The organism is Serratia sp. A07 (genome assembly GCF_058725505.1).
The window spans coordinates 290,581-313,638 of the sequence record NZ_JBZXDO010000001.1 but is presented as its reverse complement, the minus strand read 5'-3'; the positions used below and the strand labels follow the sequence as shown (position 1 = coordinate 313,638).

The following is a 23,058-nucleotide window of genomic DNA, read 5'->3' as shown; positions in this document are numbered from 1 at the left end:
CTACCGCAAGCAGTGCTAATCAATAACACTCGGGGCATCGACAACCCGAGGAGTGACAAGATGAACGCAAAGCGACAGGCGTTAGTGATCGGCGCCAATGGCGTAATAGGGCGCCGATTGATTGAGGAACTGACCGGTCAGGGCTGGCCCGTGGTGGGTGTCTCGCGCCGGGGTGGGGAACCGGCGCCTGGTGTGCGCCACCTGCAGGTGGATCTGCTGGATGCGGAGGCAACGCGCGACGCGCTGCGGCCGCTGAGCGCGATTAGCCACGTCTTCTATGCCGCCTATCAGGATGCGCCGGATTGGGCGGGCCTGGTGGCGCCCAATCTGCAGATGTTGCAACACGTCGTCGAGGGGCTGGGGCCGATCGCGCCAGCGCTGGAGCATATCAGCCTGATGCAGGGCTACAAGGTGTATGGCGCCCATTTGGGGCCGTTTAAAACACCGGCGCGTGAAAGCGACGCCGGACATATGCCGCCGGAGTTTAACGTGGCACAACAGCAGTATCTGGCGCAGCGTCAGGCCGGCAAACGTTGGCACTGGAGCGCCATTCGCCCGAGCGTGGTGGGGGGCTTCTCCCTCGGCAATCCGATGAACCTGGCGTTAAGCATCGCGGTTTACGCGTCGATCAGTAAAGCGCTTGGGCTGCCGTTGCGTTTCCCCGGCAAACCGGGCGCTTACCACCGCCTGCTGGAAATGACCGATGCCGGGCTGTTGGCGCGTGCCACGCTCTGGGCGGCGACCGAACCGGCGGCGGCCAATCAGGCGTTTAATATCAACAATGGCGATCTGTTTCGCTGGAGCGAGATGTGGCCAAAAATCGCCGCTTACTTCGGGCTGGAATGCGCGCCGCCGCTGTCGATGCCGTTGGAGAGCATGATGGCGGACAAAGCGATGCTGTGGCGAGAGATGGTGCAACGGCACCAATTGACCGAACCGGACTATCGCGCGGTGGCCGGCTGGCGTTTCGCCGACTTCGTCTTTTCCTGGGACTATGACATGTTCGCGGACGGCAGCAAGGCGCGGCGTTTCGGTTTCCATCAGTTTGTCGAAACCGAAGCCATGTTTTTCTCGCTGTTCGATGAGTTCCGCCGCCGCGGCATCATTCCCTGAGCGCGGCATCGGTTTCCCCGCAGCGCAGGCTGCGGGGAACGGTTTCAGAACGTCAACATGATCTTGCCGATGTGCTCGCTGGACTCCATCAGCGCATGCGCGGCGGCGGCCTGCTCGAGCGGGAAGGTTCTAAAAATTTGCGGCTTCAGCACGCCGCGCTCCAGCAGCGGCCAAACCTTCTCGTGCAGATCGGCGGCAATCTGCGCTTTGTCCGCGACGCTGCGTGAGCGCAGCGTTGAACCGGTATGGGTCAGGCGTTTCAACAGCAGCGGCATCAGATTGAGCTCTTTTACCACGCCATTTTGCGTGCCGATTTGTACGATGCGGCCTTCCATCGCCGCGGCTTGATAGTTCTTGGCCAGATAGTCGCCGGCGATCAGATCGACGATCACGTCGGCGCCTTTGCCGTCGGTGGCGTCTTTGGTGCGTGCGACAAAATCTTCGCTGCGGTAGTTAATCGCCACGTCGGCGCCCAGCGCCAGGCTGGCCTGGCGCTTCTCTTCGGAGCCAACGGTGGTGATCACCTGCGCGCAGAAGGCTTTTGCCAGCATGGTGGCGACTGTGCCGATGCCAGAGGTGCCACCGTGGATCAACACGGTTTCGCCGGCTTTGAGGTGGCCGCGCTGGAACACGTTGACCCAGACGGTAAAGAAGGTTTCCGGTAGCGCGGCGGCCTCGGTCAGGCTCAGACCCGCCGGCACCGGCAGCGCATTGCTTTCATGCACGGTGCAGTATTCGGCATAGCCGCCGCCGGCGATGAGGGCGCAAACCCGATCGCCGAGCGCGAAGTGGGTCACGCCTTCACCGATGGCGACGACTTCGCCGGCGATTTCCAGGCCGGGGATATCCGAAGCGCCGGGCGGTGGCGCATAGTTCCCCTGGCGCTGCAGCACGTCGGGGCGGTTAACGCCGGCGGCGGCGATTTTCACCAGGAGCTCGCCCGCTTGCGGGGCGGGCACCGGGCGTTCGGTGACGACCAGAACCTCGGGAGCACCCGGTTGGCTGATCTCAATGGCTTTCATCGTGCCGGGCTGCGCTGCATTTGTTGACATGCTCATTCTCCTCATCGTGGCGGACGTGGTTATCCAGGCGGAACGCCCGCAATAAAGTCTGCTGTTAGCTTAGCGAAATCGAATGAGGTGCGCGTGGTCGAATAGAGCGGTTTTGCGAGGAAGGGAGGACGCCGCCGCGATGGGCGGCTGGATATCAATCGTTAGGTGGGATGCGGAACCCTTTTAACGAGACGATAAAGTGTTCTTTCCCTTTGGAGATCTTGGCGCCTTTATCGCACCACAGGCTGGCAAGCTGGAAGAAGTCATCGCTGCCGATATCGTAGGCCAGTTCGATTTTCTTGGCTGTGCCGGCGCGGATGAGCTTTTCTGCTTCCTGATGGTTTGCAGCTTTAATTATGGTCATGGGCGAAATCCTTGGTGTTAAGCCAGAGCGGATAATCGCGAATCATCATATGGCCATAGTGTGACATTTTTGTGATGAAAACATGACGGTCCACGAAGGCGCGGCGTGCGGCGTGCCGTGCCTTCGCGGTGTGAACACGTTATCGATTACCGATCGTGCGGGCGAACGAATGTACTTTTTTTCTGATATTTTAAGTGTTTATAGAGCGAATGGCCCGCAATGCCGGCCAAGGCAGCCAAGAGGGCAAGGGATGCTGTGGCCATGAACATCACCTCCGAATAAGAATGGCAAGGAGGCGTATTTGTGACATTCATCACTTTACGGGGCAATGAGAGCAATCTGTAATCGGGCATGAGGGAGGAGCAAAAAAAAGCGCCTATAGGGAGGCGCATAAAGATTTGCAACACAGCTTGTTGTGTTCAACACCAGGAGGAGTGGTGAACTGGCGCTATTTTATGCAGCGGCGAGGGCGGCTGATATAGGTATTACTCCGAAAGCGCCGCTACCACTCATAGCCCAACTGAATGTTGTAATCGGGATCCTGATTGGTGGAGTAAGGATCGGATTGGCGGCGGCGATCGGTTTTCTTCACCGGGCCTTCATAGGCGGGATAAGGTTTGGCGCGCGGCTTGCTGCAGCCTGGATGATCGCATTCGATATCGACGCGAAAACCGTTCTTGTCGCGTGCCTCTGCCCAGGTAATCGGCGGTTTCGCCGCCTTGGGGACCGGCCCCGGCGGAGCCACCGGTTTTGGGGGCGGGGAAACGCTGGGCTCTGGGGGCTGATAATTCAGCTCCAGCGCGCCCAGCGGGGCGCTGCAAGCGGCAAAGGCCAGCAGGGCGGTAACGCTGGCGGCCGGTAATGTGAGCCATCTCGGCATGGTGAATCTCCCTGAATGATTTCTTTGTGCAACTATAAAACATCGTAACGATAATTACTATCATTTGTCTTGACTGGTAAGGAGAAGACGCGCGGCGATAGCGTCGACAAACAGGGTCAAATCCTGTGCGTTTAGCCGAGGTAAACTGCACGACGAGGCGAAAAGAGTTGCTATTGCCGCCCGCTCGTGAGTTAATGCTTACCGGCCTGTGGTACAGACCTATTTATGCACGACATTTTGAGTAAAGTAGTTCAAATTAAAAGCGTTATCCCGGATAGCCCTTCTCTGACGAATTTCCTTTCCAGTGCCTCCATAAGTAACTGATGACCGGCTATATCGCCCATAGCGGCTTACATTTATTATTGAAGGAAGATAGACATGTCTAACCTGATCAAAGGTCAAGTGAAGTGGTTCAACGAAGCTAAAGGTTTTGGTTTCATCACCCCAGCAGACGGCAGCAAAGATGTATTCGTACACTTCTCTGCTATCCAGGATCAAGGCTTCAAGACCCTGGCTGAAGGCCAGAACGTACAGTTCTCTATCGAGAACGGTGCGAAAGGTCCATCTGCGGCTAACGTTACCGCTATCTAATTGGCGTCTACCGCTGATTGAAAAAAACCCGCTGCGGCGGGTTTTTTTATGCCTGCAATTCGGCGGTGCGCAAAAAAAAGCCCGCAAGTCTGCGGGCAAAAGTTCCTTGTTACTTCTTCATTTGCGAGCGCTTCTCTGGGGGGGAAACGCCTGAAGACAGGCTACGCGAGGCCGGCTTAAGATTCTGCGGCCAAACCGTTAAGAAAGTGAAAATCCGGGCGGCGGCTACGCTGAGAGCGAGGCCGGATTGGTGCGGGGCGGTGTCCTTCCCCCTGGGTTTTGTCATACACTGATGCCAATCGCAAATGATGGGGAACGGTATGCAGGTTAACGATCGAGTGACGGTAAAAACAGACGGCGGCCCGCGGCGCGAGGGCGTCATTCTGGCCGTAGAGGTATTCAACGAAGGGACTATGTATCTGGTTTCTCTTGAAGACTATCCGGCGGGCGTATGGTTTTTTAATGAAATCGACAGCCGTGACGGGACGTTTGTGGAGCCATGTCGCGAGCATGGGCAGTAACGTCGGTTAATCTCATTAATTTGCTAATGAAATTGTCCATTTTGAGATTATTTCATTACGGTAAGATTTTTTTTATCGCCGGCAAAAAATACCCGCTGCGCTAGCGGGGGGATAGCGCAGCAGGTATTCTTTTGGTGGTTCCAGTATCCGATATCCCGGTGACTTTATCCCCGGATATTTAACGGTCGACAAAACAGAGTGGGGGCATTCTCTGCGGCTCAACGGCTATTGACAAATATTCCACTGGTCAGCGTATCGGTCAAACGAACAACGTGGTAAATGATCTGCTTGTTGTGCGTCTTTATTTTCCGCTTGATGTTTCCCTTGTGGGAGGAGACCGTTTTGGCCTTTATTTGCATCTGGTCTGATATCTGGATGGTGCCTTGACCGGACATCCACATGCGTAACATGTTCGATTCGGTCTGGCTCAGCGTTACCGGCGTTTGGTCCAGAGAGGACTTCTCCGCCCGTAGGGACGTTCTCTCGAGATAGTGACTAAGTAGCTGATTCATAGTCTCTGGTTTGATGGATTTTGACGATATGATGACGTTCTTGCGAACATATAAATAATCGTCGAAATGTACATTGGTAATAGCCATGAAGATGAAGAATAACGTATCCGGGTGCAGTGAAATCACCCGTTTTATTCGCTCGGTGGCGTTTGCTTCGTGGATGAAGCAGTCCTCGTTAATAAACACCAGGCTCGGATTCAACTTGCTGCATTTTTCATGCAGGCTGTCAATATCCTCGATGGCATTAATATGGCGTTTTTTCACGCCATGCGAAGTCAGATAGTCGGTTAATCCCAATCTGGTATAGCTACATGAATCCATGATGATCGTTGGCATATCGCACCCCCACTTAAATCCGTTTTACTGCGGTAATATGAGAAAAAGCCTGAAAAGCCGAAAGGCAAAATGGAGCAATAATTCAGTGTAGCCAGTGTTCTATCAATAAACACGACGGCACTCAATGATATTTTCATACTAAACTTATTAATCACATGAATCTATAAGTTTGGCTTAAGTCAGCGAGATTTGCTGCCCGCTCGGCGTTGACGCGATCGGCCTGACTTGCGCTTGGCGCCCGCGCTTGCTGACATTGCTTGCCGAGATTCTGTTCATCATGTCACGAAACAAAATTTTAGTTTGCTAGGAAAAGTCTTAAAAAAAATTCATGTGTTGGCTTTTTGAAGTTTTTCAGTGCGTTTTTTGAGCGCTTAAAAAGTGTTCTTTTGGTCTCTTTGTTTTTTTAATGATAAAAATCATTAAGTTGAATCATACCCTTCCTCACCTGTTAATGATAATCACTTCTTTTTTTATCATAACAACCAACAAAAGTTAACGTTGTGGCTGAAATGTGTAGCTTAATTGTTGCTATAAATCACCGTTTTACAATGAGTTATCTGGATATTTATTTTGATTGAAATAATTTTGGTGAATATTTAACGGTGATTGAGTTGTTTTTCTAAACTATCATCCTGTTGCCCGCGCCAGCGGGGCGGGGGGCAGGTCGGAGTTGTCTCCGGCCCGCGTTGGTTTTAACTTGCCTTTCCACCTTTCAAAAGCAGGATGTCGCAGTGAGACAGAATCAGTATGGGCAGCCAATAGGCGATGCCCTTCCTCATTGGCAGCCGGCAGGCCTGCCCGGGCACAGGTTGCTGCAAGGGCGGTTTTGCCGCCTTGAACCCCTTAGCCTTGAGCGCTGGGGGGATGAGCTCTATCGAGCTTACCAAACCGCCGAGGACGACCGAGACTGGACCTATCTGTTTTGGGAACGGCCGCAGACGCGCGAGGATTTTCAGCGTTACCTCCAGGCTCAGGCGTCCAGCGCTGACAGAAACACGATGGTGGTGGTCGATCAGGCGAACGGGCGCGCCGTGGGGACCTGCGCTTTTTTGCGCATCGATCCCGGCAACGGCGTGGCCGAACTGGGCACCATCAACTGGTCGCCGCTGATGAGGCGCAGCGCGCTGGGCCTCATCAGCGGCGACCAGTTGATGAGGCGCAGCGCGCTGGGCAGCGAGGCGATTTTCCTGATGCTGCGGCATCTGTTTGACGATCTTGGCTATCGGCGCTGCGAATGGAAGTGCGATAGCCTCAATTTGCCTTCGCGCCAGGCCGCCGAGCGTTTGGGGTTCCGGTACGAAGGCACTTTCCGCCAGGCGGTTGTCGTCAAAGGGCGCACGCGCGACACCGATTGGCTGTCGATCATCGACGCGGAATGGCCGGCGCGACACGCCGCCTTTGCCGCCTGGCTGTCGCCGGATAACATCAGCGATGACGGGCGGCAAGCGCGGCGTTTGCAGGCCTTCCAACTCGGATAGCGCCGCGCGCCTTAGGCCGTCTCTGGCAGACAGTGGCGCAGCGAGTCCAGCGCCAGCCGGATGTCCCGTTCCTCCGTCATCCAGTTGACCAGCGCGGCGCGGATCCCCGGCTGATGGCTATAGGTCGTTGGGGTGCAACGCACCACGCCGTGCCGGTTAAGGCGCTCGAGAAAGCGATCGCGCGCCGCTTCGCTGTCGCCCAGCGGGCGGCTGAGCGCGAAGCACACCACGTTCAAATTCACCGGCGCCAGCAAATGGAAGCCGTCGTCGGCCGCTAACGCCGCGCCCAGCGCCTGCGCCAATCGGACGTTGCGCTCGACGATATCCCGTATGCCGCTGCGGCCATAGGCTTTCAGCGTCAGCCAGAGCGGCAGGGCGCGAAAGCGCCGCGAATTTTCCGGCGTCAAATGCAGATAGTTGTCCGGCCGCGGCGTCGGCGCTTCCAGGTAGGCCGAATGGTTCTGAAATACCTGCATCTGCAGATCCAGATGGCGGGTAAATTGGATCGCGCTGTCATAAGGCACGTTCAGCCATTTGTGCGCATCGACGGTGATGGAGTCCGCCTGTTGCCAGCCTGCGAGTCGCGGTGCATACAGCGGCGAACAGGCCGCCACGCCCCCGAAGGCCGCATCGACATGCAGCCAAAACGGATAACGCTCCCGCAGCGCCAGCAGACGCGGCAGATCGTCGAAGGCGACGGTGTTGACCGTGCCGGCGCTGGCCAGCACCAACGTGGGGCGGCCCTCGCCGGCGGCGAGCTGCCGCTCCAGCGCCGCCATATCCATGGCCTCAGACTCCGGCAGGCTGGCGACGGTCGTCAGCGCGTCGCGGCCGATGCCGAGCATGCTGAGCGCCTTTACGCTGCTGGCGTGCGGATTGGCCGCCAGCACCCGGATGGGCCCCAGCGCCGCCAGGCCCCGTTGGGCAATATCCACGCCGTGCTGTTGGCCCAGCCACTGCCGGCCAATGGCCAGCCCGGCGAAATTGGCCATGGTGGCACCGCTGACCAGGCTGCCGCTGAACGCTTCCGGCAGGCCCAGCAGGGATTTCAACTGCGTCACGGCGGCCAGCTCGATCGCCGCGGCGATCGTATCATGGCTGAGCTGGCTATTTTGGTCTGTCACGCTAACCAGCCAGTCCGCCGCGACCGCCGCCGGGGTGCCACCGCCGGTGACGAAGCCGAAATAACGCGGGCCGGCGCTGGCGGAAATGCCCGCCTGATAACGCTGCCAAAAGTCATCCAGCGCCGCCAGGGCGCCTTCACCGTTTTCCGCCAGCCGATCGTCACCGGGTTGCAGCTGCTGTTGCGCGAGCGGTGGGCACACCGAGCGCTGCTGCAGCCCGGCCAGAAAATCTTCCGCCAACTGGCGGGTGTGGTCGAGGATCTGCGGAAACTGTGTAAGATCCTGTTGTAAACGTGGGTGCATGGCGGCTCCGAAGCATCAGGGATAGATGGCATAAACATAGAACAGTTGCCTGCGGGCCAAAATCGATGAAAAATAACCTTTTTGGATAATCCGGCTAACCAGTGATGAGTGAACGCCTTCCCCTGCATGTCTTGCCGACCTTCGTTATCGCCGCCAGGTTGGAGAATTTGCGCGCCACGGCGCAGCAGGTGCATTTAACGCATGGTGCGGTCAGCCAGCAAATCCAGCTGCTGGAGCAGGCGGTCGGCTATTCGCTGTTTGAACGGCGCGGGCGCGGTGTGCGTCTGAATGCGGCCGGGAAAGAGATGCTGGCGGCGGTAGAGCCGGCGCTGCAGGCGCTGCAGCAGGGCGTTGCCCGCGCCCGGCGCGCCGCGGCAAGCCAGACGCTGCGTATCAGCGTGCTGCCGTCTTTTGCCCATTACTGGCTGTTGCCGCGCCTGCCGGCCTTCCATGAAGCCTGCGCCGATATTGCGCTGGATATCGATGCGTCGCTGACATTGCAGGATCTGTCGCAGCGCGGATTCGATGCGGCGATCCGCATCGGCAACGGCCAGTGGGCGGGGCTGCAGGCACAGCGTATCGCGTCGGGCGATGTGCTGCCGGTCGCCTCGCCGGACATGGCGCGGCAATGGGGAACGGCATTCGAGAACGGCGGCGACGTTCCCTTGCTGGAGCACGACGTCAGCCCCTGGCGCGCCTGGTTCAATACGCAAGGGCGCTCGCTGTGCGGGCGGCAACAGGCGTTGTTCAACGATGCCGGATTGTTGATTCGCGCGGCCGAGCAGGGGTTCGGCATCGCGCTGGCGAAAAAGCTGCTGGTGCAGGATGCGATCGCCGCCGGGAGTCTGGTGGCGCTGGCCGCGCCCTGTCGCCTGAGCGATGACGACGTTTATCTGGTGTGGCCGCAGACCGCCGGGTTGACGCCGGCGGTCTTACGTCTGCTGCAGTGGCTGCAGCAACAGTTGGCGGCTATTTAACGGCGCAGCCACGCCGGCTGCGAGGTGCCGAGCGCGGTCGCCGGCAGCGCCCATTGCAGCGCCGTGCCCTGCAGGCTTAACGGGGCGCGCAGACGTTGCGCGGCGCCCCAGTCGGTCAGTTCCGCTTCCGGGTTTTCGTCGGTGGGGCCGGCCGGCGTCAGGGCTTGTGGCCGATAATGCGCCGGATAGGGATGCGCCAGCAGCAGTTGCGCCGTGCGCGCCAGCGACAGCCTTGCGTGGTAGCCGGTGCCGCGGCTCAGGCGCTGCGCCATACCGGTCAGCACCGCCGCCGCCATCAAATAGCCGGTGGCGTGGTCCAGAGCCTGTACCGGCAGCGGCACCGGCAAACTGGCGCTGCGCCAAACCATGCCCGCCTCCGCCAACCCGCAGCTCATCTGCACCAGGCTGTCAAAACCGCGCCGGGTGCGCCACGGCCCGTTCCAGCCGTAGGCATTCAGACAGACGTCGATCAGGCCCGGCGCCAGCGCGCGTCTTTCCTCCGCGCCATAGCCCAACTTCTCCAGCGCCCCGGCACGGTAGCCATGCACGATCACGTCGGTGTTTCTCAGCAGATGTTCAAACGTATGGCGATCGTGCGCATTGGTCAGGTTGAGGCGTGCGCTGCGCTTGCCCAGCATCACCTCGTGCTCGACGCCGGGTTCATCCCAACCGTAAGGATCGATGCGCAGCACGTCGGCACCCAAACCGGCGAGAAAACGGGTGGCGATCGGTCCGGCGAGAATGCGCGTCAGATCCAGCACCCGCACGCCGTGCAGCGGCCGGGCTATGGGCAGCGCCCAGCCCGGCGGCGGTGCTTCCGGCTGCAGCGAGGTGTGAATCAAGGGTTCGAGCGCCACGCTCTTGCCCTGAATATGTTGCCGCCACGCGGCCGCCGAGCGCATTTGGGCCGCACAGCCGCCGGCTTCGATCACGGCCTGCTCCAGCTCGCTCTTTTTCCAGCTCAGCACGCGCGCCGCCAGCGTGCCTTTGTCCGATGCCGGGCCCAGCACCTGTTCCACCGCTCGCCGATGGTGCGGCGCATTGGTATGCAGGCGTATCCATCCGTCTGCTGTCTCGTAGTCACCGGCCAGGGCGTCCCAGGCCGCAGGCAGCGTCCAACCCAACGGACGCAGCGTCCAGCCAAACCAGAGTGAGGCCAGGCGTTGATCGACCCAGACCTGCGGCGCTTCGGTTGCCTTGCGGAGAAGCAATTCGGCGCAGGCCAAACCGGCGGCGCTCCAGGCGGCGGTAGCCAATTCGGTGACGGGAAAAGCCGAAGGCAGTGCGCCGGTACCGCTTACGGTTAACCGGTCGCAGGGCGCGGGGCGCTGCCCGAGGCTTTGCCAAATCTCGTCAAGCAGAGTGTGGATCAGAGGCGTCATTGGCCACTCCTTGCGGGTCGTCGGAAATATAGCCTAGCGTAGCCCACCGCCGGCGGCCTTGCTAAGGCGCAACGTCGAACGTGCGGCCGTCGGCCAGCTTGGCACGTAGGCTGTGGGCCGCTACGCCGGCGAACGGCTGCGCGCTGAAGTTGGCGGTCAGCGTCGACCCGTCGCTAAACGTCGTCTGTTGCACCCAGCCGTCCCGATCGAGCCAGCGGAAGTCGGTCAGCGCTTTGTCCCACAGGGCCTGATGCAGCGGCCGGAAGGCGGCGTCGGCGCGTTTGATCGCCGGCAGGCGGGCCGCCAGGGTGGCGCGGCTCAGATGGAACATCGGCGCAGTGTTGTACAGCTGGCTGAGCAGACTGCGGGTGGTCTGAACGTCGCTAAACTTCAGATTGTCGTAATTCCAGTGGTGGCTGCTGACGATCGCATCGTGGAAAACGGCCTGGTACAGCGGCAGGCGGTAACGCGGATCGAATTCGACGGTGCGGTAGGGCTGTTTCACCTTGGCGGGGCGGAAGAAAAACGCCGGTTGGGCGTTGGGCCACCAGGCGCCGAGATAATAGGGCGAGGATTTATCCTGATTCATCTGTTTATCGCCCCAGCCGAATCCCCAGGTTTCCATGCCGTGGGCGAACATCAGGCTGCGGGCGGTCACCGCATTGCCGTCCTCCGAGCCGAGCGGCAGCTTAAGGGTGGCGCTGAACCAGGCCAGCCTGGCGTTGCGCGCTTCGGCCATTTGCGCCGCGCCGGTCGGGTGGTCGGGCTGATAGTCGTCGGAGACCATGCCGGTGCCGTCCACGTCGAGAAACAGGCTGTTCAACCCGGCCAGTTGCACCAACTCGCGCATGCGCTGTTGAGAATAGGGCAGGACGCAGCCCGGATTGAGGTAGTAACCCTGTTTGCCGAAGCCGGGTTTCTTGCTGCCGTCGGCGCGCACGATGGCGCAGGTTTCCCGCAGCGTCGTCGGCAGTTGCGCGGTGAGCCAGCTGTCGTTCACGCCGCGTGGAATGGCGGTATCGTAGGAGTCGTAGCTGGCGATCAGATAGCCGGCCGCTTTGGCGGCGGTTACCGCCTGCGGATGCAGGAAGGCGGCGGTCCAGTTATCGGTGCCCAACCACAGGCGCGGCAAACCCGCCTGGCGCAGCGCATCGATCACCGGTTTGGCCAGCCCTTGCCCCCAACGGTCCATCGGGGTTAACCAACGCCCCAGCTCTCGCTGTGCCCGCTCCCGCACCGCAGCGGCCTGGCGCTGCTGTGCCTGCAGAAAATCGGCGTCATCCGGCGTGGCGCCCAGCGGAATTTGCGCCGTCAACGCCTGGTTGATGCCGTCGATCAGGGGCTGTTGCTGCCAGCCCTCCGGTGTTTTGCCCGCCAGCTGCAGCAGGCGCTTTCTGCTCTCGGCATCCATTTGTTGCCGCAGCCCGGCGGCGGCCGGAGAGGCAAGGTAGTGCAGCAACCCCGGCCAATCTTTGACGTCTTCCGCCGCCAGCAGTTTGTCGCCCCACAGGTAGACATGGGTGGCACCGATCAGCTTTTCGCCTTCGGGCGCCTGCTGTATCTTCTCGCGCAGGCTGCTGAACTGGCCGCTTTGTTGCAAATAGTCGCGGTAGCGGCGGGCGCCGGACAGCGGGGTGTCGCCGACGTGCAGCAGCACCTCGAATGCCTGCTGTTGGTTGAAGCGGTTGAACTGATGCTCGGCGCGCATCTCCAGCTTTTCCTGCGCGGCGGCGAAGGTGACCCGGTTGCTGAACGGCGTCAACATCAGCCAGCTGTAGACCTTGCCCTGGTATTGCTGGCTCCACAGCGGCAGCTTCAGATCCCAGTTGGTATCCAGCGGCGTCATTTCCGCCGTCAGGTAATGGCGCCAGACCGCGTCGTCGAGCGGAATGCGGCTGCCTTCGCCGATCGGCAGCAACAGCGTTTCCGCCTGCGGCGGCAGGCGATACCAGCTCAGAAGCTGTGGCCGATCGCTGCTGAAGCTCAGGCGCAGATCGCCGTCCTCCAGCCTGGCGCTAATGTTGATCGCGCTCTGCGGCCAGCGCCAGCTGGCGCGTTGTGGCGACGCAGTGAGATCCGCCACCTGTTGCGCGGGCTGCGCCAGATTGACCGGCACAGCGCCGGCGGCAACGCGCAGCGTGGCGGGATCGAGTTCAAACTGAACGTCGCCTTGCTGCAGCAGCAGGGCATCGGCGGGAAAGCTGACGAGCAGCGCGAGCGCGAGCGGGGAAAGCCGGTGTTTCATCGGGGGCGTCCTTGAAAGATGAAGGAGGACAGTTTACCGATAAGCGCACTGGCGCCCAACGTTGTCGCTGCCTATTTGTGACATCGAAATATGATCGCGGTATTCCAGTTTATTTTTCGTTTAATAAATTAGCCTTTACTTCATTACCTGACGTCACTATACTCAGCCAAAATTTCGGTGGAGAAACCCAATTGGACAGTTGTAGTTGTAATAAAACAAATAAGGCAAGCTGACCAATTCTCTTCTGATTTGTTGCTTGCCGTTATCGGCGGGCAGCACCCCTCTCCAGTTATTCCTGAGCTGTGCATACCCGAATAAAAAACGTGTCCTGAGGCCTGGCGGTTTCAGGTGAATTGAGTTGGACGTTATTATGGTATTCTGCAGCCACAGCCTTTTCCCTCCAGGCACAGCACGCTGATTCGCTGATTTATTTTCGGCGCGACTTTGCGTGTGCTAAACAGCACATGATTTTATCTCCTGCGGTTAATTAAGGGGACAGTCATGGCTATGACTCCTTTCGTTTTAAATTTATTGCTGGCAATGTGCCTGGGCGCAGTGATTGGCGCCGAGCGCCAGTGGCGCCAACGTATGGCCGGCCTGCGCACCAATGCGCTGGTAGCGACCGGCGCGGCGGTCTTTATTCTCAGCTCCATGTCCACCGATCCGGCCAGCGCCGGCCGCGTGGCCGCGCAGATTGTCTCGGGTATCGGCTTCCTCGGCGCCGGCGTTATCATGCGGGAAGGGCTGAACATTCGCGGCCTCAACACCGCCGCCACGCTGTGGTGTTCGGCGGGGATCGGCGTCCTGTGCGGCCTGGGCCAGCATTGGGATGCGGTGGTCGCCACGCTGGTGATCCTGTGCGCCAATATCCTGCTGCGCGAAGCCGCGCAGCGCATCAACCTGCAGCCGCATCAGCAGGCGACCGATCTGGAACTGTGCTATCGCATTCAGGTGACCTGCGGCGAACAGGATGAAATTCTGGTGCGCACCCTGATTCTGCAGGCGCTGAACGGCGTCGCCTTGCGGCTGCAGTCCTTGCGCAGCGCCGATATTTCCAGCCCGGGGCAATTGGAAGTGTGCGCGGAAATTACCGCTACGCCGGCTGCGCAAAAAGAAATTGAGGGTATTGTCTGCCGCGTCAGCCTGGAAAAAAGCGTGAGTGCCGTTCGCTGGCGCGTCGCGTCTGAATTACCGGTCTGATTAATTATATAAATATTTACTAACTTGATTAAATGTTCAGGTTTATTCAGGCACGCCTGAATAACGCGGAACATTAAGGAGGCGTTATGGACGATGACCCCGGAAGGGAAATGATTTCTGCGTGGCTGACAGGGTAATCACGCTATTCAGTCACGCTAATTAAAAAATTCCACTCTGCGCACAGTCACCTGTTTATCGGGAGGGATATCCCTGTGCGCAGAACGAAAATAAGAGAATAGCGTTATGACTCAGATTAATGAAAGAACGCGTCGCCGTGATAAAGACGCGGTGACCTACGCCATTGCGCAAGAGGCGACCAACAGCATCGCCCAAACGCTGGCGAACCTTAAGTGCAACCGCAACGGCTTGACCCAGGACGACGCCGATGAGCGGCTGGAGCAGTTCGGCGCCAACCAGGTCGCCCACGACAAGGCGCCGCATGCTTTGATTCAGCTGATCAAGGCCTTTAACAACCCGTTTATCTTCGTGCTGATGGTGCTGGCTGCGATCAGTTTCTTTACCGATTATTGGCTGCCGCGCCAGAGCGGTGAAGAAACTGAACTCACCGGCGTTATTATCATTCTGACCATGGTCACGTTGAGCGGGCTGCTGCGTTTTTGGCAGGAATACCGCACCAACAAAGCGGCGGAAGCGTTGAAGTCGATGGTGCGCACCACCGCCACGGTGCTGCGCCGCAGCAGCTACAGCGCGCATCCGCTGACGCTGGAAGTGCCAATCCGCGAACTGGTGCCGGGGGATATCATTCAGCTCTCCGCCGGTGACATGGTGCCGGCCGACGTGCGTCTTATCGCCTCGCGCGATCTGTTCATCAGCCAGGCGATTTTGACCGGCGAAGCGATCCCCATCGAGAAATACGATGCGATGGGCAACGTGGCGCAGAAGTCGAGCGACGGGGAGGTATCCAGCGAGAACGCGCTGCTTGAGCTCTCCAACATCTGCCTGATGGGCACCAACGTCGCCAGCGGCACCGCCACGGCGGTGGTGGTGGCGACCGGCGGACGCACTTACTTCGGCTCGCTGGCCAAGTCGATCGTCGGTTCGCGGGCGCAAACCGCGTTCGATCGCGGGGTGAACAGCGTCAGCTGGTTGCTGATTCGCTTCATGCTGGTGATGGTGCCGGTGGTGTTGCTGATCAACGGCTTCACCAAAGGCGACTGGAGCGAGGCGGCGCTGTTCGCACTGGCGGTGGCGGTTGGTCTGACGCCGGAAATGCTGCCGATGATCGTCAGCTCCAACCTGGCGAAAGGGGCGATCGCCATGTCGCGCCGCAAGGTGGTGGTGAAGCGCCTGAACGCCATTCAGAACTTCGGCGCCATGGACGTGCTCTGCACCGACAAGACCGGCACCCTGACCCAGGACCGTATCATTCTCGAGCACCACATCGACGTCACGGGCGCCAGGGATAACGAGGTGCTGCACCTGGCCTGGCTGAACAGCTTCCATCAGAGCGGCATGAAGAACCTGATGGACCAGGCGGTGATCCGCTTCGGGCGCGGCAAACCGGGGATCGAAGCCCTGGGCCGTTTCAGCAAGGTGGATGAGCTGCCGTTCGACTTCGTGCGCCGCCGGCTGTCGATCGTGGTGGCGGACGAAAATGGCAAGCAGCAGCTGATCTGTAAGGGCGCGGTAGAGGAGATGCTCGAGATCGCCACTCACGTGCGTGAAGGCGACAAGACGCTGGAACTGGACGACGCGCGCCGTGCGGCGCTGCAGGCGCTGGCCCGCGAGTATAACGAAGACGGCTTCCGCGTGCTGGTGCTGGCGACGCGCGAGCTGGATGCGCAACGCCCGGCCGACCCGCTGAGCGTGGCCGACGAGCGCGACATGGTGGTGCAAGGGCTGCTGACCTTCCTCGATCCGCCGAAGGAGAGCGCGCAGCAGGCGATCGCCGCGCTGCAGGAAAACGGCGTGACGGTTAAGGTGCTGACCGGCGACAACCCGGTGATCACCTGCAAGATTTGCCGCGACGTTGGGCTGGAACCGGGTGAACCGCTCTCCGGGCTGCGAATTGAACAGATGGATGACGAAGAACTGGCGCGCGAAGTGGAGCAGCGCACGGTCTTCACCAAGCTGACGCCGCTGCAAAAATCGCGGGTGCTGAAAATGCTGCAGGCCAACGGCCATACCGTCGGCTTCCTCGGCGACGGCATCAACGATGCACCGGCGCTGCGCGACGCCGACGTCGGCATTTCGGTCGACACTGGCACCGATATCGCCAAGGAGTCGGCGGACATCATCCTGTTGGAAAAGAACCTGATGGTGCTGGAAGAGGGGGTGATCAAAGGGCGCGAGACCTTCGGCAATATCATCAAGTATCTGAACATGACCGCCAGCTCCAACTTCGGCAACGTGTTCTCGGTGCTGGTGGCCAGCGCCTTCATCCCGTTCCTGCCGATGCTGGCGATCCACCTGTTGATTCAAAACCTGATGTACGATATTTCCCAGCTGTCGCTGCCGTGGGACAAGATGGATAAAGAGTTCCTGCGCAAGCCGCGCAAGTGGGACTCCAAAAACATCGGGCGCTTTATGCTGTGGATTGGGCCGACCTCGTCAATCTTCGATATCACGACGTATGCGCTGATGTGGTACGTGTTCGCCGCCAACAGCGTGGAACACCAGGCGCTGTTCCAGTCCGGCTGGTTCATTGAGGGGCTGCTGTCGCAAACGCTGGTGGTGCATATGCTGCGCACCCAGAAGATCCCGTTCATTCAGAGCACCGCGGCGCTGCCGGTGTTGCTGACCACCGGGTTGGTGATGGCGCTCGGCATCTACATTCCGTTCTCGCCGCTCGGCGCCCTGGTTGACCTGCAGCCTTTGCCGTGGGAATACTTCCCGTGGTTGGCCGCTACGCTGGTCAGCTACTGCGTGGTCGCGCAGTTGATGAAGCGTTTCTATATCCGCCGCTTCGGCGAGTGGCTCTAAGCCGCCTCGGCACTCACTTCGGGGGCGAAATTCTTCGCCCCCGCACCCCTACAGCAGTTTGTTGACCAACAGGCCAAGCATGATGGTCAGCGTGAAGGAAAACAGCGTGCCGAGCAGCACATACTCGGTGCGCATCTTATCGTCACTCTGGCGCAGATCGCCGAAACGGAAGATAGATTTGGCCGCCAGCAAAAAGCCGATCGCCGGGATTTGCCCCAGCAGCACAAAGGTCAGGATCAGCGTTCTCTCCAGATAGCCAATCTGTTTGCCCGCGCGCAGCAGCGAGTCGTTGTCGGCCTTGGCCGAAGGCGGCATTTGCGGCGTCCAGTGCGCCAGCAGCTGCCCGATCAACAGGCTCATCGGCAGATAGATCAGGCTGTAGGCCACCAGCACCAGGCCGGTTTGCCAGCGCCCCAGTTGCCGCCCCAGTGCGGCAAGCAGTTCACCGGCGTTCGGCGTCAGCCCCAGCCACAGCAAGGCGATCACCGCCAGATGCAATCCCTGATCGAGCAGGAAACTGCGGGCCGGGCTCAGGCGGCTCATCGCGGTGACTTTTAGCAGATCGATCAGGTAGTGGCTGACGGCGATGACCAGCAGGCTGGCCAGCACCTGAAGTGAGGAAAGCCCGCCGTGCAGCAGGCCGAAACCGGCCACCACCCAGGCGGCCAGCACCCCGTGCAGCAACGCGTGCAACACCAGAAAACGTGAACGTGCGCGATGTTGGATTTTATCTTCCACCCAACTCAGCGGCTGCAGCGGAAAATCCGCCAGCAGATGGACGAGCAACAGCCAGGCCAGCAAGGGCGCATAGGTCAGATCCATAGTCAGACGATCCTGTTAATGGCGTGAATAAACCGCATGATTTCCTCGTAGGCCGCGCGTTTTAGCGCGGCGGAAACCGTGGAGGCGGCTTTCTGCAGCTGGTCCGCCACGGCGGCGCCGCTGTCGGCGAACATTCTCGCCTGAACGATGCGCGCTTCGGCCTGTGACAGGCGGCCAATCACATGATCTAACATCGGCAGCAGATCGCTGACAATGGCGTTTGTCCGATCGTTGTCGGTTTTCAGAGCCAGCCGGCAATTTTTTGCCATGGCGTCCAGCGCGCTGCCGGAATTGATAAAGGCGCTGCCGTAACCGGTGGCGTCGGGCCGTTGGCTGCCCAGCCCGATGGCGATGCGCGCATCCCAGTGCGCGGCGCCCATCGCCCGCAGCGCGAGGCGAATGTACACCGCCAGCAGCAGCCCGTCCTCCGGGGCGGCCTGCGCCTGGAAGGCATCGCCGCGAAAGATTTCCACCTGATGCAGCCGCCCGTCGCGCCGTAGCCGATCGAGCAGGCTATGCAGCCCATTGAGGTAGTTGACGGTGTCTGACCGGCGAGAATCGACCAGATCGCCGCTGATAACGCTGATTGGCGTCGGCATGGCGTGTTCCGTTGTTTGCAGAGGGATGACTATAAATTCGCACCTGGATGCGAATATGTCAATAATTCGCCTTTGGATACGAATTTATCAGGTTTTCGCCTGTGAAGACGAAACGAGGTTGGGCGAGCAGTGGGGGATGAACGGCCGGGAATGCGCGGGCCTGTCAGGCTCGCCACCGGCGGCGTAGAGGGAAAGTGGCCGGCGACCGGCCGTTCAGAAGCTTTTAACCAGCACCTCACGCGGCATTTCGCTGCCGTGTTTCAGCAGGTGCTCAAACGAACGTTCGCTGCTTTTCAGCTGCTGCAAAAACTCTTGCGGCGACAGATCGTGTTTTTTGCCGCTCATGTAAGCCAGCGCCAGTTCTTTTGCCTGATAGCGGGAGAAGTTGTACATGGTGTCCTCGATACGGTGAATGTCAGTGCTCACGATTGTAGCGAAAGAGCACATAATGAACAGTGGCTTTAGCGTATGGAATCGATAGCTGAAACTTAACTTGCCGGTTGTAACAGCTCGTCGCACAGGCGCTTGATCACCTGAGCCTGCGGCAGGCCGTTGTGCAACATCTGGCGGATATGCTCCGAATCGCTGATGCCCTGGCGGACATGGCGCTCGACCGCCTGCAGCACGGCCCGATCCTCCTGCCGTTCGGCGCAACCGCTCAGCGCTTCGAGCGTGTGCAGGATGTGGGCGGTCAGGCTGCTGCGGCGCAGCGTCGCGGGATCGACGTATTCGGCGGCGAAACCGCTGCGATAGGCGTTGATCTTGTTGTAATGGGTGAAGGCATCGTATTCCGGCGCGATCGGCGTCCGGCGCCGCAACAGAAAATCAGCCAGCAGACGGCAGTAACCGACCAGCAGCACGGCGTGCGCGAGGCGCAGCGGCGTATCGCAGATGCGGATCTCCACCGTACCCAGCTCCGGTTTCGGCCGCGCATCCCAGTAAATATCCTTGACGCTTTCAATCACGCCGGCGGCGTTCAGCCGTTCGTAGTAGGCGTTGAATTCGCGCCAGCTGTAGATGTGTTCCAGGCATCCGTAGTTGGGGAAGGAATTCTGGGCGCTGAAACGGGAGCTGGCAAAGTGCGTGTCGACGCCCTGATACAGCGGCGACGAAGCGCTGAGCGCGATCAGCTGCGGAAAATAGGGCGTCAGCGCATGGCACAGGTACATTGCCTCGTCCCCGTCGTTGACGCCGAGGTGAATATGTTGGCCGAACACGCAGGCCAGCTTGGAGAGATAGCCAAAGCGGCTGGCCAACTGCCTGTAGCGCGCGCTGTCGCTGATGACCTGTTTGCGCCAGTCGTTGCTGAGATGGCGGCCGCCGCCGCAGACGTCGCAGCCCAGGCGCTGTGCGCTGCGCCGGACGGTATCCGTCAGGGCGCGCAGCTCGGCGTGCAGCTCATCGAGATCGCGATGCACCGAACTGTTCAGCTCCACCATCGATTTGGTGAGCTCATGTTTGACGCGCCGGCGATCGCCGACCGCGCTGACCACCCGATCGGCCCGATCGGTGAGATCGTAGCGCTCGTCATCGACCAGCTGCAGCTCTATTTCGGTGCCGATGGAGAGCCTTTCCGAACGTTTGAATGTGAGCGGCATGGTGCCTCCCCCCAATACGCAACGTTAATTCAGTATAAGTCGCGGGGGGAGGCTTTGCCGCAGAAGGAGGGCTTAATGCAGTTCGGCGCCGCTGCGGTCGGCCAGCGCTTCCAGCAGCGGAGCGGAAGGCACGAAGAACAGGGTGCCGGTCACCGCGTGGCTAAAATCGAGCAGCCGATCGTAGTTGCCGGCCGGGCGGCCGATAAACATGTTTTCCAGCATCTGCTCGATCGGCTGCGGGGAGCGCGCATAGCCGATAAAGTAGGTGCCGAATTCGCGCAGGCCGGGGCGGCCGAACGGCATGTTGTCGCGCAGAATTTTCACCTCGTTGCCTTGCTCGTCGGTGATGGTGGTCAGCGAACTGTGCGATGACGACGGTTTGACCGCTTCATCCAGCTCGATGTTGGACTGCTTATGGCGACCGATGATCTTCTCCTGCGTTTCCACGCTGAGCGAGTTCCAGCCCTGCATATCATGCAGGTATTTTTGCACCAGCACATAGCTGCCGCCGCTGAACGCCGCGTCTTCGTCGCCGATCACCGTGTAGTCGAAGGCTTCGTGCCCCTCCGGGTTCTCCGTACCGTCGACGAAGCCGATCATGGCGCGCTGATCGAAGTAACGGAAGCCGTGCACCTCTTCAATGACCGTCACGGCGTCGCCGAGCTTGCCGACCAGCTGCGAAGCCAGTTCGAAACACAGATCCATTTCATCGGCGCGGATGTGTAGCAGGATGTCGCCGGGCGTGGCGACGGCGACGCGTTCCCCGCTGCCGATCGGGCTGAACGGATGCAGCTGGCGAGGGCGCGGCGCGCCAAACAGCGTATCCCAGGCTTCGGAGCCGAAGCCGCAGACGCAGGTGAGGTTGCCCGCCGGCGCGCGTTTGCCGACCGAGCGCACCACGGCGGCGATGTCGCCGCACCAGGCGCGCACCGCCGCCAGATGGGCGGGAACGGGCGACAGGGTGGCGACGATGAAGATGGCATGGCGCGTCACCGGCGTGAATACGGCTTGCGGCGGGGGGTTATTTGCATTCATTGCATTCGGCTCCAGTGTGTTCGGGTGAAATAGGTCAAATCAAATTAAAGTGCTCGTCGGGTTTCATCGGCGGCGGCAGCGGGCTTTGGTCGTTCATTTCCAGCAGGTTGCGCTCGATGGTGTTGCAGATGGCGTTTAACGGCAGATGGTTGGCCGACACGCCGAACGGATCCTCCAGCTCTTCGGCCAGTGAGTCCCAAGATAAGAAGGTATAGGAAATGAACACCGAAACAAACGGTGTCATGTAATGCAGGTCGGTCACCAGGGCAAAAGGCAACAGGCTGCAGAACAGGTAAACGGTGCGCTGCAGGATCAGGGTATAGGCGAACGGCACCGGCGTGCTGGCGAGCCGTTCGCAGCCGCCGAGGGCATGGGACAGTTCGCTCAGCTTGTTGTCGAGCAGCTCGAAGGTGATGTCGCTCAGCAGCCCCTGGCGGCGCAGCTTGCCGATCTCCTGGCCCAGCATCAGCAGGATGCGGTTGGTCGGCATCGGGCTGGCGATCACTTCCGCCAGCTCTTTGCTGGTGAGGTTGTGGTACAGATCGGCGGTCGGATCGGTGGCGCGCAGCTGATGCTTCAGGCTCCAGCTGAAGGCGATCAGCAGCTTGGCGACCTTCTGATGCACCGCCGGTTCGTCCGGCAGCAGGCTTTTGATCTGGCGCAGCAGGGATCGCTCGGTAATCAGCAGCGAGCCCCACAGGTTGCGCGCTTCGACAAAGCGGCTGTAGCCGGCGTTATTGCGAAAGCCGAGAAAAATGGCGATGGCGATGCCCAGCAGGCTGAACGGCGCGATGGTTAAATGTACGCCGAGCTGCTCGTACCATTGATAGCTGATCACCGCCACTATCGACATCAGTACGTTCAGCGACAGACGAAAGGTGATCTTTGACAGCACGGAACCGTGCCAGGCGAACAGGCGAATAAACCAGTTCTGGTTCGGGCGAATGATCATGACGTGGGGCTTCCTGGTGTTCTGCTATTGAGAATAGTCGATTCTTGTCCGGCGGCGTTAGGCCGCCGGCGTCGATTGCCAGAGCCGCTGCGGATGCGTATAGACGGTAGCGCGCCCCGGCTTGCTGAAGCCCACCAGCGTCAGGTTGCTGCACTCGGCCACCTCGACCGCCAGGCGGGTGGCGGCGGAAACGGCGAACAGGATCTCGACGCCGCACATGGCGGATTTTTGCACCATTTCATAGCTGGCGCGGCTCGACACCAGCGCCGCCCCCTGTAGCCACGCCTGTTGGCTGCGGTAGCCCAGCAGTTTGTCGAGCGCCACGTGGCGCCCGACGTCTTCACACCCGCCGCTGAGTGCGCCGTCCGGCTGGATCCAGGCCGCCGCGTGGGTGCAGCCGGTCAGTTTCCCCACCGTTTGCACCTCCTGCAGCTGTGCCAACGCCCGGTCGAGCAGGGCCAAATCGAAGCGTTGCGTGAAGGGCAGCGGCGCGATGGGCTGGGCGACCTCCTGCAGCTGCTCCACCCCGCAGACACCGCAGCCGGTGCGGCCGGCCAGGCTGCGGCGCTTCTCTTTCAGCTGCATAAAGCGGCGGCTCGAGAGTTCCACATGCACTTCAATGCCGTTGCAGGCCGGCTGTTGGCGAATGTCGTAGATATCGTCGGGGGAGGCAATGATGCCTTCGGACAGCGAAAAACCGATGGCGAAGGCCGCCAGATCTTTCGGCGTCGCCATCATCACCACGTGGGAAATGCCGTTGTACACCAGGGCGACCGGCACTTCTTCCGCCAGCCAATCCTGTTGCGCCTGAGCCAGATCGTTGCGCTGCCAGACCGCGTGGCGCGACAGGCATTCCTGTTCGATATCGTCGGTTTCTGCGAGGAGTAGGTGCTTATTCATAACGTTCTCGTGACCGTCGGTGACGAGGCGCCGACGGGAGTGAATTCTTATTAGCAGGTGTGGGGATTATACAGGATCCTGATCCCACTCGCGTAGGGAATGACGCCCTGCCGGCGCTCCCATCAGGTTAT

The 23,058-nt window shown here is 60.1% G+C and carries 21 protein-coding genes; 7 read left to right on the top strand and 14 right to left on the bottom strand.

Annotation, left to right across the window (positions count from 1 at the left end; genetic code table 11):
* The first annotated feature begins 60 nt into the window (after positions 1-60).
* Entirely contained in the window at positions 61-1,113 is a 1,053-nt protein-coding gene (locus AC4PR2_RS01565; RefSeq protein WP_197802896.1) for an NAD-dependent epimerase/dehydratase family protein, read from the top strand.
* A gap of 44 nt (positions 1,114-1,157) precedes the next feature.
* Here AC4PR2_RS01565 and AC4PR2_RS01560 read toward each other — a convergent pair whose 3' ends face one another.
* From AC4PR2_RS01560 to AC4PR2_RS01550, 3 genes are all read right to left on the bottom strand, one after another.
* Positions 1,158-2,165 (bottom strand): NAD(P)H-quinone oxidoreductase, encoded by a 1,008-nt coding sequence (locus AC4PR2_RS01560; protein WP_376788272.1) that lies wholly within the window; start codon positions 2,163-2,165, stop codon positions 1,158-1,160.
* Positions 2,166-2,319: 154 nt separating this feature from the next.
* Positions 2,320-2,529, bottom strand: coding sequence for a hypothetical protein (locus tag AC4PR2_RS01555; RefSeq protein ID WP_004935132.1), 210 nt, complete (start codon positions 2,527-2,529; stop codon positions 2,320-2,322).
* Between the two features lie 502 nt (positions 2,530-3,031).
* The gene (locus AC4PR2_RS01550) at positions 3,032-3,409 is read right to left on the bottom strand and encodes a hypothetical protein (protein ID WP_197802892.1); all 378 of its coding nucleotides are present in this window, start codon (positions 3,407-3,409) and stop codon (positions 3,032-3,034) included.
* Positions 3,410-3,787: 378 nt separating this feature from the next.
* Here AC4PR2_RS01550 and cspE point away from each other — a divergent pair, with 378 nt between their 5' ends.
* Both cspE and dsrB read left to right on the top strand, forming a co-directional pair.
* Entirely contained in the window at positions 3,788-4,000 is a 213-nt protein-coding gene (cspE, locus tag AC4PR2_RS01545) for a transcription antiterminator/RNA stability regulator CspE (protein WP_049201327.1), read from the top strand.
* Positions 4,001-4,320: 320 nt separating this feature from the next.
* The gene (gene dsrB / locus AC4PR2_RS01540; protein ID WP_038877309.1) at positions 4,321-4,521 is read left to right on the top strand and encodes a protein DsrB; all 201 of its coding nucleotides are present in this window, start codon (positions 4,321-4,323) and stop codon (positions 4,519-4,521) included.
* A gap of 218 nt (positions 4,522-4,739) precedes the next feature.
* Here the strand turns inward: dsrB and rcsA are convergent, their stop codons facing one another.
* Positions 4,740-5,369 carry a transcriptional regulator RcsA gene (rcsA, locus tag AC4PR2_RS01535; RefSeq protein ID WP_033635078.1) on the bottom strand — a complete coding sequence of 210 codons (630 nt, stop codon included), beginning with the start codon at positions 5,367-5,369 and terminating at the stop codon, positions 4,740-4,742.
* 794 nt (positions 5,370-6,163) lie between these two features.
* Between rcsA and AC4PR2_RS01530 the strand changes: the two genes are divergently transcribed.
* The gene (locus AC4PR2_RS01530; RefSeq protein WP_492174857.1) at positions 6,164-6,847 is read left to right on the top strand and encodes a GNAT family N-acetyltransferase; all 684 of its coding nucleotides are present in this window, start codon (positions 6,164-6,166) and stop codon (positions 6,845-6,847) included.
* Positions 6,848-6,858: 11 nt separating this feature from the next.
* Here the strand turns inward: AC4PR2_RS01530 and AC4PR2_RS01525 are convergent, their stop codons facing one another.
* Positions 6,859-8,274: a pyridoxal phosphate-dependent decarboxylase family protein gene (locus AC4PR2_RS01525; RefSeq protein ID WP_193159233.1), complete on the bottom strand. Its 1,416-nt coding sequence runs from the start codon at positions 8,272-8,274 to the stop codon at positions 6,859-6,861.
* Positions 8,275-8,375: 101 nt separating this feature from the next.
* Here AC4PR2_RS01525 and AC4PR2_RS01520 point away from each other — a divergent pair, with 101 nt between their 5' ends.
* Positions 8,376-9,251, top strand: a complete 876-nt coding sequence (locus AC4PR2_RS01520; RefSeq protein ID WP_197802888.1) for a LysR substrate-binding domain-containing protein — start codon at positions 8,376-8,378, stop codon at positions 9,249-9,251.
* Here AC4PR2_RS01520 and AC4PR2_RS01515 read toward each other — a convergent pair.
* Both AC4PR2_RS01515 and AC4PR2_RS01510 read right to left on the bottom strand, forming a co-directional pair.
* On the bottom strand, positions 9,248-10,633 hold the full coding sequence (locus AC4PR2_RS01515) for a CoA transferase (protein ID WP_337046609.1): 1,386 nt from the start codon (positions 10,631-10,633) through the stop codon (positions 9,248-9,250). The two genes, AC4PR2_RS01520 and AC4PR2_RS01515, sit on opposite strands and share 4 nt — an antisense overlap.
* Before the next feature lie 61 nt (positions 10,634-10,694).
* On the bottom strand, positions 10,695-12,878 hold the full coding sequence (locus AC4PR2_RS01510; protein ID WP_492174841.1) for a glycoside hydrolase: 2,184 nt from the start codon (positions 12,876-12,878) through the stop codon (positions 10,695-10,697).
* Positions 12,879-13,379: 501 nt separating this feature from the next.
* Here AC4PR2_RS01510 and AC4PR2_RS01505 point away from each other — a divergent pair.
* Together AC4PR2_RS01505 and mgtA are read left to right on the top strand one after the other, a co-directional pair.
* Positions 13,380-14,078: an MgtC family protein gene (locus AC4PR2_RS01505; RefSeq protein WP_025303346.1), complete on the top strand. Its 699-nt coding sequence runs from the start codon at positions 13,380-13,382 to the stop codon at positions 14,076-14,078.
* A 243-nt stretch (positions 14,079-14,321) separates the two neighbouring features.
* Entirely contained in the window at positions 14,322-17,021 is a 2,700-nt protein-coding gene (gene mgtA / locus AC4PR2_RS01500) for a magnesium-translocating P-type ATPase (RefSeq protein ID WP_492174840.1), read from the top strand.
* A gap of 48 nt (positions 17,022-17,069) precedes the next feature.
* On the opposite strand, the gene AC4PR2_RS01495 is transcribed toward mgtA, so the two are convergent.
* The 7 genes from AC4PR2_RS01495 to fdhD form a co-directional block, all read right to left on the bottom strand.
* Entirely contained in the window at positions 17,070-17,843 is a 774-nt protein-coding gene (locus tag AC4PR2_RS01495) for a DUF3307 domain-containing protein (RefSeq protein ID WP_197802885.1), read from the bottom strand.
* A gap of 2 nt (positions 17,844-17,845) precedes the next feature.
* Positions 17,846-18,442: a hypothetical protein gene (locus AC4PR2_RS01490; RefSeq protein WP_197657857.1), complete on the bottom strand. Its 597-nt coding sequence runs from the start codon at positions 18,440-18,442 to the stop codon at positions 17,846-17,848.
* A 213-nt stretch (positions 18,443-18,655) separates the two neighbouring features.
* Positions 18,656-18,835, bottom strand: a complete 180-nt coding sequence (locus AC4PR2_RS01485; RefSeq protein ID WP_019453520.1) for a hypothetical protein — start codon at positions 18,833-18,835, stop codon at positions 18,656-18,658.
* Between the two features lie 95 nt (positions 18,836-18,930).
* Positions 18,931-20,040 carry a YbdK family carboxylate-amine ligase gene (locus AC4PR2_RS01480; protein ID WP_197802884.1) on the bottom strand — a complete coding sequence of 370 codons (1,110 nt, stop codon included), beginning with the start codon at positions 20,038-20,040 and terminating at the stop codon, positions 18,931-18,933.
* A gap of 72 nt (positions 20,041-20,112) precedes the next feature.
* Complete coding sequence (locus AC4PR2_RS01475) at positions 20,113-21,075, bottom strand: Dyp-type peroxidase (RefSeq protein ID WP_162420011.1); 963 nt, start codon at positions 21,073-21,075, stop codon at positions 20,113-20,115.
* Between the two features lie 34 nt (positions 21,076-21,109).
* Positions 21,110-22,027, bottom strand: a complete 918-nt coding sequence (locus tag AC4PR2_RS01470; protein ID WP_060420654.1) for a bestrophin family protein — start codon at positions 22,025-22,027, stop codon at positions 21,110-21,112.
* Between the two features lie 57 nt (positions 22,028-22,084).
* Positions 22,085-22,927, bottom strand: coding sequence for a formate dehydrogenase accessory sulfurtransferase FdhD (fdhD, locus tag AC4PR2_RS01465; protein WP_197802883.1), 843 nt, complete (start codon positions 22,925-22,927; stop codon positions 22,085-22,087).
* Positions 22,928-23,058: the final 131 nt, after the last annotated feature.

Coding starts and splice junctions, on each gene's coding strand:
- AC4PR2_RS01565 (WP_197802896.1), top strand. CDS start 61: ATGAACGCAAAGCGACAGGCGTTAGTGATCGGCGCCAATGGCGTAATA.
- AC4PR2_RS01505 (WP_025303346.1), top strand. CDS start 13,380: ATGGCTATGACTCCTTTCGTTTTAAATTTATTGCTGGCAATGTGCCTG.
- fdhD (WP_197802883.1), bottom strand. CDS start 22,927: ATGAATAAGCACCTACTCCTCGCAGAAACCGACGATATCGAACAGGAA.
- AC4PR2_RS01560 (WP_376788272.1), bottom strand. CDS start 2,165: ATGTCAACAAATGCAGCGCAGCCCGGCACGATGAAAGCCATTGAGATC.
- AC4PR2_RS01550 (WP_197802892.1), bottom strand. CDS start 3,409: ATGCCGAGATGGCTCACATTACCGGCCGCCAGCGTTACCGCCCTGCTG.
- mgtA (WP_492174840.1), top strand. CDS start 14,322: ATGACTCAGATTAATGAAAGAACGCGTCGCCGTGATAAAGACGCGGTG.
- AC4PR2_RS01515 (WP_337046609.1), bottom strand. CDS start 10,633: ATGACGCCTCTGATCCACACTCTGCTTGACGAGATTTGGCAAAGCCTC.
- AC4PR2_RS01510 (WP_492174841.1), bottom strand. CDS start 12,878: ATGAAACACCGGCTTTCCCCGCTCGCGCTCGCGCTGCTCGTCAGCTTT.
- AC4PR2_RS01555 (WP_004935132.1), bottom strand. CDS start 2,529: ATGACCATAATTAAAGCTGCAAACCATCAGGAAGCAGAAAAGCTCATC.
- AC4PR2_RS01495 (WP_197802885.1), bottom strand. CDS start 17,843: ATGGATCTGACCTATGCGCCCTTGCTGGCCTGGCTGTTGCTCGTCCAT.
- AC4PR2_RS01485 (WP_019453520.1), bottom strand. CDS start 18,835: ATGTACAACTTCTCCCGCTATCAGGCAAAAGAACTGGCGCTGGCTTAC.
- AC4PR2_RS01490 (WP_197657857.1), bottom strand. CDS start 18,442: ATGCCGACGCCAATCAGCGTTATCAGCGGCGATCTGGTCGATTCTCGC.
- AC4PR2_RS01480 (WP_197802884.1), bottom strand. CDS start 20,040: ATGCCGCTCACATTCAAACGTTCGGAAAGGCTCTCCATCGGCACCGAA.
- rcsA (WP_033635078.1), bottom strand. CDS start 5,369: ATGCCAACGATCATCATGGATTCATGTAGCTATACCAGATTGGGATTA.
- dsrB (WP_038877309.1), top strand. CDS start 4,321: ATGCAGGTTAACGATCGAGTGACGGTAAAAACAGACGGCGGCCCGCGG.
- AC4PR2_RS01475 (WP_162420011.1), bottom strand. CDS start 21,075: ATGAATGCAAATAACCCCCCGCCGCAAGCCGTATTCACGCCGGTGACG.
- AC4PR2_RS01525 (WP_193159233.1), bottom strand. CDS start 8,274: ATGCACCCACGTTTACAACAGGATCTTACACAGTTTCCGCAGATCCTC.
- cspE (WP_049201327.1), top strand. CDS start 3,788: ATGTCTAACCTGATCAAAGGTCAAGTGAAGTGGTTCAACGAAGCTAAA.
- AC4PR2_RS01470 (WP_060420654.1), bottom strand. CDS start 22,027: ATGATCATTCGCCCGAACCAGAACTGGTTTATTCGCCTGTTCGCCTGG.